At 69.9% G+C, this 12091-nt stretch carries 13 protein-coding genes; 7 read left to right on the forward strand and 6 right to left on the reverse strand.

Annotated elements, in window-relative coordinates; genetic code table 11:
• Positions 1–981, reverse strand: coding sequence for a pirin family protein (locus HCR12_RS01085; protein ID WP_166868617.1), 981 nt, complete (start codon positions 979–981; stop codon positions 1–3).
• 50 nt (positions 982–1031) lie between these two features.
• Here HCR12_RS01085 and HCR12_RS01090 point away from each other — a divergent pair, with 50 nt between their 5' ends.
• A complete protein-coding gene (locus tag HCR12_RS01090; RefSeq protein ID WP_166868619.1) occupies positions 1032–2627 on the forward strand; it encodes a cation:proton antiporter in 1596 nt (531 codons plus the stop codon).
• A 112-nt stretch (positions 2628–2739) separates the two neighbouring features.
• Here HCR12_RS01090 and HCR12_RS01095 read toward each other — a convergent pair whose 3' ends face one another.
• The gene (locus HCR12_RS01095; RefSeq protein WP_166868621.1) at positions 2740–2973 is read right to left on the reverse strand and encodes a helix-turn-helix domain-containing protein; all 234 of its coding nucleotides are present in this window, start codon (positions 2971–2973) and stop codon (positions 2740–2742) included.
• Positions 2973–3611, reverse strand: coding sequence for a hypothetical protein (locus HCR12_RS01100; RefSeq protein WP_166868624.1), 639 nt, complete (start codon positions 3609–3611; stop codon positions 2973–2975). Before HCR12_RS01100 ends, HCR12_RS01095 begins: the two co-directional genes overlap by 1 nt.
• A gap of 127 nt (positions 3612–3738) precedes the next feature.
• Here HCR12_RS01100 and HCR12_RS01105 point away from each other — a divergent pair, with 127 nt between their 5' ends.
• The 4 genes from HCR12_RS01105 (at position 3739) to HCR12_RS01120 (ending at position 8264) form a co-directional block, all read left to right on the forward strand.
• A complete protein-coding gene (locus HCR12_RS01105; RefSeq protein WP_224763568.1) occupies positions 3739–6252 on the forward strand; it encodes an ATP-dependent Clp protease ATP-binding subunit in 2514 nt (837 codons plus the stop codon).
• Between the two features lie 97 nt (positions 6253–6349).
• On the forward strand, positions 6350–7057 hold the full coding sequence (locus tag HCR12_RS01110) for a hypothetical protein (RefSeq protein WP_166868626.1): 708 nt from the start codon (positions 6350–6352) through the stop codon (positions 7055–7057).
• 35 nt (positions 7058–7092) lie between these two features.
• Positions 7093–7599 carry an amino-acid N-acetyltransferase gene (locus tag HCR12_RS01115; protein WP_224763570.1) on the forward strand — a complete coding sequence of 169 codons (507 nt, stop codon included), beginning with the start codon at positions 7093–7095 and terminating at the stop codon, positions 7597–7599.
• Positions 7600–7664: 65 nt separating this feature from the next.
• The gene (locus tag HCR12_RS01120) at positions 7665–8264 is read left to right on the forward strand and encodes a hypothetical protein (RefSeq protein ID WP_166868628.1); all 600 of its coding nucleotides are present in this window, start codon (positions 7665–7667) and stop codon (positions 8262–8264) included.
• Here the strand turns inward: HCR12_RS01120 and radA are convergent.
• Both radA and HCR12_RS01130 read right to left on the reverse strand, forming a co-directional pair.
• On the reverse strand, positions 8261–9610 hold the full coding sequence (radA, locus tag HCR12_RS01125; RefSeq protein ID WP_166868630.1) for a DNA repair protein RadA: 1350 nt from the start codon (positions 9608–9610) through the stop codon (positions 8261–8263). The genes HCR12_RS01120 and radA overlap by 4 nt on opposite strands.
• 85 nt (positions 9611–9695) lie before the next feature.
• Entirely contained in the window at positions 9696–10049 is a 354-nt protein-coding gene (locus HCR12_RS01130) for a hypothetical protein (RefSeq protein ID WP_166868632.1), read from the reverse strand.
• A gap of 183 nt (positions 10050–10232) precedes the next feature.
• Here HCR12_RS01130 and HCR12_RS01135 point away from each other — a divergent pair, with 183 nt between their 5' ends.
• The gene (locus HCR12_RS01135; protein WP_166868634.1) at positions 10233–10628 is read left to right on the forward strand and encodes a VOC family protein; all 396 of its coding nucleotides are present in this window, start codon (positions 10233–10235) and stop codon (positions 10626–10628) included.
• A 4-nt stretch (positions 10629–10632) separates the two neighbouring features.
• Complete coding sequence (locus HCR12_RS01140; protein ID WP_166868636.1) at positions 10633–10923, forward strand: DUF4287 domain-containing protein; 291 nt, start codon at positions 10633–10635, stop codon at positions 10921–10923.
• 12 nt (positions 10924–10935) lie between these two features.
• Here the strand turns inward: HCR12_RS01140 and rlmC are convergent, their stop codons facing one another.
• Entirely contained in the window at positions 10936–12054 is a 1119-nt protein-coding gene (rlmC, locus tag HCR12_RS01145) for a 23S rRNA (uracil(747)-C(5))-methyltransferase RlmC (RefSeq protein WP_166868638.1), read from the reverse strand.
• Positions 12055–12091 lie beyond the last annotated feature (37 nt).

A 12091-nucleotide genomic window follows, 5' to 3' on the forward strand; every position in this document is an offset into this window, starting at 1 on the left:
TCAGCGGTTCTCGCGCGGGCGCAGGCGCAGGTTCGGCAGCTCCGGCGCCGGGAGCGGCGCCCCGTCGTATCCCTCGACGTGCGCGAACAGCCCTGCGCGATCGGCATCCGCGACGACATCGCTCTGCCAGCGTTCGCGCCACGCCACGATCTCATCGTGGCTGCGGCCCACGAAGTTCCACCACATGACGATGGGTTCGCCCAGCGGCGCCCCGCCGATCACGAGCACGCGCAGCGGGCCAGCCGTCGCCGCGATCCGCAGCACCTCGGCACCCGCCGGCACGACGCCCAGATGGTGGGCGGGCACGTCGACGCCCTGCAGCCGCGCGGGCTCCGCATCCACCACGAGCCCGTACTCGAACCCGGCATCCGCGGGCAGCTCGACGCTCGCGCCCGCGGGCAGGCGCAGCTCGGCGGCGACGAGCGGCGTGTAGGTCGTCACGGGCGAGGTGAAGCCCAGCCACGAACCCACGAACACGCGCAGGGTCGCGTCGCCGACCTCCACCACATCCGCCTCATGGTGTTCGAACAGTGGGGCCCCGCCGCGCGCCGCATCCGGAAGCGCCGTCCACAGCTGCACGCCGTGCAGCGCCCGCGCGGCCGTCGTCGACACCTCGGAGTGCTGGATGCCGCGGCCCGCCGTCATGAGGTTCACCTGTCCGGGGCGCACCAGCTGATGCGCGCCCGTCGAATCGCGGTGCTCGATCTCACCTTCGTACAGCCAGCTCACCGTCTGGAGCCCGGTGTGCGGATGCGGCGGCGTGTCCATCGTGCCCGCACGGGGAGTGGGCGTGGGGCCGTAGGAGTCGATGAAGCACCACGCGCCCACCAAGCTGCGGGCGCGCTGCGGCAGAGTGCGGCGCACGAGAAGCGCCCGCGGTCCGCCGAGCGGAACCTCGCGCGGCTCGAGCACCTCGACGCCGCTCGCATCGAGCACCGCCGCGCACACCAGCTCCTGCGGGTCGCGTTCCAGGTTGCTCATGCGCCGAGGGTACCGCCGACGGGCCGCCGGGGCAGGCGTAGCATCCGAGAATGGATTTCGTCGTTCTCCTGATCGCTCTCATGTTCGGGACTGTGCTGCTCGCCGGGCTCGGGGAACGCATTCGACTCCCGTATCCGGTGCTCGTGCTCATCGCCGCCGCCGCGGCCGCGTGGCTGCCGTTCATTCCCGAGCTGCACATCGAGCCGGAGCTGATCCTGCCGCTCTTCCTTCCGCCGCTGCTGTTCGCGGTCGCGCAGCGCTCGTCGTGGGGGGTGTTCCGCGTGCGGTGGAAGACGCTCGTGCTGATGGCGGTGCTGCTCGTCGCGCTCACCGCGATCGCCGTGGCCGGCGTCGCCTGGTACCTCATGCCGCTGCTGTCGTTCCCTGCCGCGATCGCCCTCGGCGCGATCGTCGCGCCGCCCGACCCGGTGGCCGTCGAAGCCGTCGCGGGCAAGGTGCGGATGCCGCGTCGGCTCATGACGATGATGCAGACCGAGGGTCTCTTCAACGACGCGATCGCGATCGTCATCTTCCAGACCGCGGTCTCCGCCGCCCTCTCGGGAGGAGAGGTGGGGTGGGAGATCGTGCCCGCGTTCCTCGCGGGAGCCGCCGGCGCCGTCGTCATCGGCTTCGCGATGGCGTGGATCGTGGGCGGCATCAACCGCATGGTCCCCAACCTCGTCGCCCGCACCGCGATCACCCTCGTCGCGCCGTACGCGGTGTACATGATCGCCGAGCAGATGCACTTCTCCGGCGTCGTCGCGGTCGTCGTGCTCGCCGTCGAGCTCGTGCGCCGCGACCGCCCGCAGGACTCCCAGGAGCGCCTCACCCGCAACTCCTTCTGGGAGGTCGTGGAAATGCTCACGACGGGCGTCGCCTTCGGTCTCGTCGGCATCGAGATGCGATACGTCATCGAGGATGAGGGCGCCGAGATCCTCGGATGGATCCCCGCGATCGCCGCGATCGTCGCCGTCGTGGTGGGGGTGCGATTCGTGTGGGTTGCGATCGTCATGGGCGCCGGATGGCGTGCCGAGGGCACCGTCGACGACGGCAGGCGCCGGATGAGCGAGAAACTCAAGGACGTCATCATCGTCACCTGGTGCGGCATGCGCGGACTCGCGACCCTCGCGCTCGCTCTCGCCCTGCCGGTGGGGGTCGGCAGCGGCCGCAACTTCATGATCGCGACCGCGTGCGCCGTGCTCCTCGCGACCCTCGTCATCCCGGGACTCACCCTCCCCGCGCTCATGAAGCTCCTGAAGCCGGTTGATGACCACGTCGAGGTCGAGCGTCTGGAGCGTCAGATCGCGCTCCGCGCCGAGCGGGCGGCGGCGACCGCGATCAGCAGCTCGCCCCAGCTCGAGCAGATCGACCCCGCCCTCGTCGCGCGTGCCCGCGAGCGCATCAGCGGGCTCCACAACCTCCTCGACCACGACGACGCACCCGACACCGAGTCGGAGGCGACGGCGCGGCGTCAGGTGCTCGCGATGGAGATCATGATGCGGGATGCGCTCGCCGCCGCCCGGCGCGAGGTGCTGAGCATGCGCGGCGAGAAGGGCGTCGACCCGGAAGCGGTCAACGCGGTGCTGCGTCGCCTCGACCTGCGCACCGTCTCCATGGACTCCTCCGCCTCCCGCCCCCTCCTCTGACACGGGCCCCCCCTCGAGGGCCCTTGAGGTGTCAGTTTGTGCCGCCTGCCGCCGGGGCGGCGCGGCACAAACTGACACCTCAGCGTGCGGTGGGGGTGCGGGGCCGCTCGGTTCAGCGCTCGCGCAGCACGAAGAGGTCGCCGGGCTGGCACTCGAGCGCATCGCAGACCGCGGTGAGCGTCGAGAAGCGGATCGCGCGGGCGCGGTCGTTCTTCAACACCGAGAGATTGACGATGCTGACGCCCACGAGCTCCGACAGCCGCGTGAGCGTCATCCCGCGCTCCTCGAGCAGCTCGTCGAGCCGGCAGTGGATGCGACCCTCGTCGTCCGGTGCGGCGGGCGCCATCAGATGAGGCCCTCGGTGTCTCGCTGCAGGCGCTCGCCTGCCTGGAACACGTAGGCGAGGGCGAGCACCCCGAAGCCGACGACGATCGGGAGGGGTTGGAAGAGGAAGCCGACCTCTGCCACCCCGCCGAGCGACGGATTGAGTTCGTCGGCGGCCATCATGCGTCCGAGTCCGCCGACACCTTGCGAGATGAGACTGCCGAAGGCGATGGCGCATCCGGCGACGAGCGCCGCCGCTTGCGTCGTGCGGTGGAACGGGTGGCGTTGGGCGACCCGCCACAGCACGTAGGCGAAGCACGCGGTGACGAGGCCGATCGCGATGCCTCCCACGACATCCGAGATCGCGAATGCCCACAGTGCGCCCGCAGGGAGGGTCTCGGCGTTGACGATGATGCTCGTCGCGCGGGCCTCCAGGATGCCGGGGCCGGCCTCGACGGGGATGTCGGCGAGTAGTTCGATCGGGTAGCGCCCCGGGTCGAGCAGTCGGAAGATGCCCATGATGAGGCCGAGCCCGGCGAGGAGTCCGCCGCCGAACATTCCGATCACGAGGATGATGAGGACCGTCGCGCGATCCGCCTTGCCGATCTCGGTCGTGCGCTCCACGACGTCACCCCAATCCTTATCGATGATCGTTAACATAACGACAATCGATATGTAACGCAAGCACGGATGCGCCCACGGCGAACAGGGGCATCCAGGCGGGGGTGCCGTCGTTACCCTCGAAGTATCGATGCGCCACCCGTGTGCGCCTCGCAAGGAGTTGAAGATGTTCGAGCGCTTTACCGACCGAGCTCGCCGTGTGGTTGTCCTCGCCCAGGAAGAGGCGAAGATGCTCAACCACAACTACATCGGCACTGAGCACATCCTCCTCGGCCTCATCCACGAGGGCGAGGGCGTCGCCGCCAAGGCCCTCGAGAGCCTCGGCATCTCACTCGACGCCGTGCGCGAGCAGGTGCAGGACATCATCGGCCAGGGTCAGCAGCAGCCGACCGGCCACATCCCGTTCACCCCGCGCGCCAAGAAGGTGCTCGAGCTGAGCCTCCGTGAGGCCCTCCAGCTCGGCCACTCCTACATCGGCACCGAGCACATCCTCCTCGGCCTCATCCGCGAGGGCGAGGGTGTCGCCGCTCAGGTGCTCGTCAAGCTCGGCGCTGACCTCAACCGTGTGCGCCAGCAGGTCATCCAGCTGCTCTCGGGCTACCAGGGCAAGGAGCAGGTCGCGGTCGGCGGCAACGACTCCCCGGCGAGCGACAAGGGCAGCCAGATCCTCGACCAGTTCGGCCGCAACCTCACGCAGGCCGCCCGCGAAGGCAAGCTCGACCCGGTGATCGGGCGCGAGAAGGAGATGGAGCGCGTCATGCAGATCCTCTCCCGCCGCTCCAAGAACAACCCTGTCCTCATCGGCGAGCCCGGCGTCGGCAAGACCGCCGTCGTCGAAGGTCTCGCGCAGGCGATCGTGCGCGGCGAAGTGCCCGAGACCCTCAAGGACAAGCAGCTCTACACGCTCGACCTCGGCTCGCTCATCGCCGGATCCCGCTACCGCGGTGACTTCGAGGAGCGCCTCAAGAAGGTCACCAAGGAGATCCGCACCCGCGGCGACATCATCACCTTCATCGACGAGATCCACACGCTCGTCGGCGCGGGTGCCGCCGAAGGCGCGATCGACGCGGCCAACATCCTGAAGCCGCTCCTCGCGCGCGGCGAGCTGCAGACGATCGGCGCCACGACGCTCGACGAGTACCGCAAGCACTTCGAGAAGGACGCCGCGCTCGAGCGCCGCTTCCAGCCGGTGCAGGTCAACGAGCCGAACCTGCCCATGACGATCAACATCCTCAAGGGCCTCCGCGACAAGTACGAGGCCTTCCACAAGGTGTCGATCACGGATGGCGCGATCGTCGCCGCCGCGAACCTCGCCGACCGCTACGTGCAGGACCGCTTCCTGCCTGACAAGGCGATCGACCTCATCGACGAAGCGGGCGCGCGTCTGCGCCTCAGCATCCTCTCGGCCCCGCCGGAGCTGCGCGAGTTCGACGAGAAGATCGCCGCCGTTCGCGCCGAGAAGGAAGGCGCGATCGAGAACCAGGACTTCGAGCTCGCGGCCACCAAGCGCGACGAGGAGAAGCAGCTGCTCGGTGAGCGTCTGCGCCTCGAGAAGCAGTGGCGTGCGGGCGACGTCGAGGCCAACGGCACCGTCGACGAGGGTGTCATCGCCGAGGTTCTCGCCGCGGCGACCGGCATCCCGGTGTTCAAGCTCACGGAGGAGGAGTCGGCGCGACTCATCTTCATGGAGGACGCCCTGCACCAGCGCGTCATCGGCCAGCACGAGGCCATCTCGGTGCTCGCCAAGACGATCCGCCGCACGCGCGCCGGCCTCAAGGACCCGAAGCGTCCCTCGGGCTCGTTCATCTTCGCCGGCCCCACGGGTGTCGGTAAGACCGAGCTCGCGAAGGCGCTCGCCGAGTTCCTGTTCGACGACGAGAACGCCCTGATCTCGCTCGACATGTCCGAGTACGGCGAGAAGCACACCGTCTCGCGTCTGTTCGGTGCCCCTCCCGGATTCGTCGGATTCGAAGAGGGCGGTCAGCTCACCGAGAAGGTGCGCCGCAAGCCGTTCAGCGTCGTGCTCTTCGACGAGATCGAGAAGGCGCACCCGGACATCTTCAACTCGCTGCTGCAGATCCTCGAAGAGGGTCGTCTGACCGATGGTCAGGGCCGCGTGGTCGACTTCAAGAACACGGTCATCATCATGACGACCAACCTCGGCACGAAGGACATCACGGGCGGTCCCGTCGGCTTCACGCTCGAGGGCAACGTCGAGAACTCGTACCGTGCGATGCGGGGGAAGGTCGTGGAGGAGCTCAAGAAGCACTTCAAGCCGGAGTTCCTGAACCGCGTCGACGAGACGATCGTGTTCCCGCAGCTCTCGCAGGCGGAGCTGCGCCAGATCGTCGATCTGTTCCTGAAGCGCCTGAGCGACCGTCTGCTCGACCGCGACATGACGATCGAGATCTCGGAGGCCGCGAAGCTCCGCCTCATCGAGCTCGGCTGGGAGCCGACGCTCGGTGCGCGTCCGCTGCGTCGTGCCGTGCAGCACGAGATCGAGGACCGTCTGTCGGAGGAGATCCTCCACGGCCGTCTCGACGCGGGCGACCACGTCAAGGTCGACCTGGTGGACGGCGAGTTCCTCTTCACGACGGGTCGCCAGCCGGGTCGCGAGCTCACGGAGGCCGCGATCGCCGCGGCCGTCGAGCCGGGCGACGCGGACACCGCGACGGCGTAACGCGCGCACTCTCACAGAGGGGCGGGGGCTTCGGCCTCCGCCCCTCTGTCATGCCGGGACACCCCCATTCGGGGGGTGCGTTCGGTAGAGTGCGGGCGTGACCTCCCCCCGTCGTCTCGCCGCTGCCGTCGTCCTCGTCTGCACTGCGCTGCTCACGGGGTGCACCTCGGATGCGGACACCGCCGTCGATCGCACGTCGGCACCCACACCCACCGCGGGGACCCTCCCTCCTGCCGAGATCGAGGCGATGCTGGCCGAACTGCTGCCCGCGGCCCCCGACGGGTTCGAGGTCGTCGACACCCTCGGTCTCGACACCCCGACGGTCGGCGCTGACTGGACGAGCGAGGACTATGACGCCAGCCGCATCGCGCGCGCCGCGCGCTCCTACGACAGCCCCGGTTGGTCCGGCCTCGCGCGGGGGCCTGGCTTCGTCTACGACGTCGAGATCATGGTGCTCTCGAGTGCCGATCGCGCCTCGCTGCTCATGACCGATCTCGCCTCCTCCGCGCGGACGCCGTTCGAGGAGACCGAGGAGGGTGTGCGTGTTGCATACAGCCCGCTCGCGGCGCCGAGTGGTCTGTGGCCGTTCGGCACCGTGGAGTACATGCGCGACGTCACCTGGCAGACGGGGGAGCGCGCATCCGGCCCCACCGCGTTCTACGCCGCAGGCCCCGTCGTGCTGATTGTGAGCTGGCTGGCGGTCCCCGAATCCGAGGACGCGGCGGCCGCGCACGTGGCCGAGTTCGCCCCGGCGCTCGTCGAGGCGGTCGCCGCTCTCCCGGATCGGCTGGAGCGGCCGCGCTGAATCCGCGACGCATCCGCGCAGGGTTAGGGTGAGGCGTGACCGAGAAGTTCCGGGTGCGACGCGCCCGCACCGCCGATGTCCGTGGGATGCTGCAGCTCATCGAGCCGTATGTCGAGCGACGCATTCTGCTCGGCAAGGAGCGGGTCACGCTGTTCGAGGACATCCAGGAGTTCGTCGTCGCGGAGGCCCCCGACGGACGCCTCGTCGGGTGCGGCGCCCTGCACGTCATCTGGGAGGATCTCGGTGAGATCCGCACGATCGCGGTCGACGACGACTGGCTGCGGCACGGCATCGGCCACGCGATCCTCGCCGAACTCGAGAAGAATGCGCGCGAGCTGGGGCTCACGCGCCTGTTCTGTCTCACGTTCGAGACCGACTTCTTCGGCCGTCACGGCTTCGAGCCGATCGGCGAGAAGGTCGTCGATCCGGAGGTGTACGCCGAGCTCGTGCGCTCACCCGACGACGGCGTCGCCGAGTTCCTCGACCTCGCGCGCGTCAAGCAGAACACCCTCGGCAACACCCGCATGCTCAAGCTGCTCTGAGCGGGCCGTCGCCCTCCCGGCGCGTTATCCCAGGTGTCACGTACTCGGGGCTCTAGCCTGGCGACATGTCCAGCCAGTCGCCCGGGCGTCTGCCGGCGTCGGTGTACCGGCGGCGGAGGATCGTCGTCGGCCTTGCGGCGCTCGCCGTCGTCGCCGTCATCGTGCTGCTCATCTCGTCGCTCGTCCAGTCGCGCAGCGATGCGCGCGCCCCTGAGCCTGAGCCCACGGAACCGCCCGCGGCTCAGCAGACCTCGGATCCGACGGCTGCCTGCAACCCGGCGGTCATCGCGCTCACCCCGAAGACCGACGCGGGAGAGTACCCGGACGGCACGCAGCCGCTCGTCTCGATGGAGATCGTGAACAACGGGGCCGTCGCGTGCACGCTCGATGTCGGAACCGATGTGCAGCTGTACGAGATCGTCTCGGGCGACGACCCCATCTGGAACTCGCGGGACTGCCAGCGCGAGCCGGCGGCCGCGCAGATCGTGATCGAGCCGAACACACCCATCACGACCACGCCCTTCGCGTGGGACCGCACGCGCTCGTCGACCACCACGTGCGACGGCGAACGCCCCGAGGTCGCGGCGGGTGGTGCCACCTACCGACTCTCGGTGAGCCTCGGCGAGATCACCGCGGAATCCGACAAGGCGTTCCTGCTGTTCTAGAACGCAGGTGCCGCGGCCGTGGCGTCGACCGCCGCTGAGAAGGCGAGCGATTCGGCGGTCTGGATGGATCCTGCGCCGTCGTCGACGATCGTGGTGTACCCGAGGCGGATGCCCTCCGCGCGTCGCTGCTTGCCGCCCGCGACCGGGCGCACCTCGCCGGCGAGGCTGATCTCTCCGATCGCGGCGAGGCGGCGCGGCAGCGGCACGTCCTTCGCGGCGCTAGCGATGGCGAGAGCGATCGCGAGGTCGGCGCCGGGCTCGGCCAGGCGGATGCCGCCCACCGTCGACACGTACACGTCGGCCTGCGACAGCCGGATGCGGCACCGCTTCTCGAGCACCGCGATGAGCATCGCGACGCGCGCCGCATCCACACCGCTCACGACGCGGCGCGGGTTGGGCGCGGTCGTGCCGACGACGAGCGCCTGCACCTCGACCGGCAGGGCGCGGCGACCCTCGAGCGTCACGGTGACGCACGTTCCGGGCACGGGCGTCGTCGAGCGCGACAGGAAGAGACCCGACGGATCCGGCACCTCGGCGATGCCGTCGCCGGTCATCTCGAAACAGCCCGCCTCGTCTGTGGGGCCGAAGCGGTTCTTGAGCGCGCGCACGAAGCGCAGCGGCGTATGCCGGTCTCCCTCGAAGCTCAGCACGACATCCACGAGGTGCTCGAGCATCCGCGGCCCGGCGATCGAGCCGTCCTTCGTGACGTGGCCCACCAGCAGCAACGGGAGCGAGCGCTCCTTGGCGACGCGGATGAGGGTGCCAGCGACCTCGCGCACCTGCGCCGGCTGCCCGGGGGCGCCGTCGGTCTGCGCGGAGGCGACGGTCTGCACCGAGTCGACGATGAGCAGCTGCGGCTTCACGGCGTCGATCTGGCCGAGCACGGTCGCGAGGTCGGTCTCGGCGGCGAGGTAGAGCTCATCGTCGAGGGCGCCCGTGCGCTCCGCGCGGAGGCGCACCTGGCTCGCGGACTCCTCGCCCGAGACGTACAGCACCCGAAGCCCTCGGCGCGCGGCGCGCGCGGCCACCTCGAGCAGGAGCGTCGACTTGCCGACGCCCGGTTCACCCGAGATGAGGATCGCGGCGCCCGGCACCAGACCGCCTCCGAGCACGCGGTCGAACTCGCCGATGCCGCTCGGGCGGTGCGCCGCGTCCTCGGCGATGTGGTCGGTGATGGGCCGCGCCATCCGCGTGGGCGAGACGGCGACCGCGGAGACCTTCGTGGTGGGCGCGCCGCGCTCGACGACCGATCCCCACTGCTGGCACTCGGGGCACCGGCCGAACCACTTGGCGCCCGTCCATCCGCATTCGGAGCATGCGAAGCCGGGAGTCACGGGGCGAGCCATGAGGGCCAGCCTAGGCGGCACCTCCGACGCGCGGACGGATGCCGCACAGGCGGCGCCTGCCCGGGGGCGGTGAGAACAGCGGGCGTCAGCCGAGGAACTGCAGCGCGAGAGTGACGGAGGCGACCGCCGAGACGAACAGCGCCGTCCACGCGATTGCGAACGCGCGTCGATCGTCACGCCAGCGCAGCACGTCGCTGTACTGCTCCGGCGGGAGACCCTCGATGAGCTTCTTCGCTCCGATGAGGCTGTGGGAGCGCCCGAGCGGCGTGCCGTTGGAGTCGACCGCCTCGAAACCGCCTGCCGTGAACTCGACGCTGCCGAGGAACTCTCCGGTGAGGGTGCACGACCACAGCCCCTCGCTCACCGCGATCCATGCGGGAACAGCGGGAACCTCCGCCGTCTCGTCGACCATCGGGGGTGCTGCGAGTGTGATTGCCATGGTTCCTGTCCTCTCCTGCTGAGGGCCGGTCGGTTCTGCTTCGAGCCGTTGTCAACATCGTGGCCCCCACGCGGGGGGTTGTCGAATCACAGGCGGGGGCTTGCGTGCCACGCCGACCGGTGGTAGCTCAGCAGGTTTCGTTCAGGTGCTGACAGCGCGCATCGCTCGGAGTACCCTCGCTCCATGGCTGCGCCGTCCCCCTATCTCGCCCTCCCCGGAACTGCGCGCGAGGCGCTCACGCTCTACCACTCGGCATTCGGAGGTGAGCTGCGGCTGCACAGCTACGCCGACTTCGGGCGCGAGGATGGTCCAGGCGACGCCGTCGCCCACGGCGAACTGGTGGGCCCCGTGACGCTCTTCGCATCCGATGCCCCTGTGGGCGAGCCGACGCTCGACGTGTCGGGTCTCATGCTCTCGCTCCTCGGCGCGGCAGAGCCGGACGTGCTCACCTCATGGTTCGCGGCCCTCGCCGACGGCGGCGAGGTGCTCTCGCCGCTCGAGCCCCGCCCGTGGGGCGATCACGACGGCGTCGTGCGCGACCGGTTCGGGCTCAGCTGGCTCATCGGATACCGGGGCTGATCGGATGTCGTTCCAGGCCTACCTCGACGCCATCGAGACCCGGACGGGGCTCACCCCACGACAGCTCATCGACGTCGCCGAACGGCGCGGGTACGCCGCCCCCGAGGTGAAGGCGAAGGTCATCCTGGAATGGCTGAGGACCGAGTACGACCTGGGGCGCGGCCACGGGATGGCGCTCGTGCACGTCATCAAGAACGGGCCGACCGCGCCCGCCACGCACGTGCGGTCGGGCACGTCGCACAGCGACCCGTCGGAGACCCTGTGGCTCGACGGCAAGGACTCCAAGCCCGCGTGAGGCGGGGCTCGATCAGGTGCGCGTGAGCAGCACCATCACCTCGTAGTGGGTGGTCTGCGGGAACATGTCGAAGAGCCGGATGCGCCGCGGACGGAACCCCGGCATCGCCGCGAGGTCACGAGCGAGGGACTCGGCGTTGCAGCTCGAATAGACGATCGCACGCGCATCCGAATCGTTCAGCACCGCGCACAGCTCCGCGCCGAGACCCCGCCGCGGCGGGTTCACGATGACCACCTCGGGGGCGCGCTCCGCCGTCATCCGCGTCGCATCGCCCACCTCGAAAGCGACGTCGACGAGGCCGGCTTCCGCGGCCGAGAGGCGTGCGCTCTCGACGGCCGGGGCGCTTGACTCGATGCCGAGCACGGCGCGACCGGGTGCGGCCACGTGCAGGGCGAACCCGCCCACGCCGCAGTAGAGATCCCACACGGATGCGGGGTCGAGCTCATCCACCCACGCGCGCGCCTGACGGTAGAGACCCGCCGCGATCGCCGTGTTGGTCTGGAAGAAGCCGCCTGGCCGCAGATGCAGCACGATGTCGTCGAGGCGCATCGCGAGCGACTCGTCGGCCGTCAGCAGCAGCTCCTCGTCACCCTCGACGACGGCCTTGTGCTCCGGCAGCAGGTTCACCGAGACGACCGCGAGCTGCGGCAGCTGCTCGAGCAGCCACGGCAGGTGCTTGCGGATGCGCCCCACGGGTTCGGTCGAGCGCAGCACGAATCGCAGCATGAGGCGGCCGTCGGGGGACTCGGTGAGCAGCACGTTCTTGAGCTCGCCGCGGCGGGCCGGGATGTCGTACGGGGTGAGCGTCGCGCGCGTGATGAACGCGCTGATCGCGGGGAAGGCCGCGCGCAGTCCGATCGCGAGCACTCCGCACGCCTGCAGGTCGACGCCGCGCTGGGCGGCATCCAGGATGCCGAGCGTGGGTGCCTCGACCGAGCCGCCGACGACCATCTTGGCCTTGTTGCGGAAGGCCTCAGGCTGGCTCGCGGCGGGCGGCATCCACTCGGCATCCGCCCAGGGCGCGAGCAGCAGCTCGGCGTTCGCCACCTTGCCCGCGAGCTGCGCGTCGTAGGCCACGCCCATGAGGGTGCACGAACGGCACACCCCGGCATCGAAATACGCGCACTGCACCCCGCCACGATACGTGGAACCGGCTCCACGCCGCCCG

The organism is Salinibacterium sp. ZJ70 (assembly GCF_011751865.2).
GTDB lineage: Bacteria > Actinomycetota > Actinomycetes > Actinomycetales > Microbacteriaceae > Homoserinibacter.

Bases quoted from the DNA above. Each gene is read 5' to 3' on its own strand.
- HCR12_RS01135 (WP_166868634.1), top strand. From the start codon at position 10,233: ATGGCTGCGCCGTCCCCCTATCTCGCCCTCCCCGGAACTGCGCGCGAG.
- HCR12_RS01100 (WP_166868624.1), bottom strand. From the start codon at position 3,611: ATGTTAACGATCATCGATAAGGATTGGGGTGACGTCGTGGAGCGCACG.
- HCR12_RS01095 (WP_166868621.1), bottom strand. From the start codon at position 2,973: ATGGCGCCCGCCGCACCGGACGACGAGGGTCGCATCCACTGCCGGCTC.
- HCR12_RS01090 (WP_166868619.1), top strand. From the start codon at position 1,032: ATGGATTTCGTCGTTCTCCTGATCGCTCTCATGTTCGGGACTGTGCTG.
- HCR12_RS01105 (WP_224763568.1), top strand. From the start codon at position 3,739: ATGTTCGAGCGCTTTACCGACCGAGCTCGCCGTGTGGTTGTCCTCGCC.
- HCR12_RS01120 (WP_166868628.1), top strand. From the start codon at position 7,665: ATGTCCAGCCAGTCGCCCGGGCGTCTGCCGGCGTCGGTGTACCGGCGG.
- HCR12_RS01130 (WP_166868632.1), bottom strand. From the start codon at position 10,049: ATGGCAATCACACTCGCAGCACCCCCGATGGTCGACGAGACGGCGGAG.
- HCR12_RS01085 (WP_166868617.1), bottom strand. From the start codon at position 981: ATGAGCAACCTGGAACGCGACCCGCAGGAGCTGGTGTGCGCGGCGGTG.
- radA (WP_166868630.1), bottom strand. From the start codon at position 9,610: ATGGCTCGCCCCGTGACTCCCGGCTTCGCATGCTCCGAATGCGGATGG.
- HCR12_RS01140 (WP_166868636.1), top strand. From the start codon at position 10,633: ATGTCGTTCCAGGCCTACCTCGACGCCATCGAGACCCGGACGGGGCTC.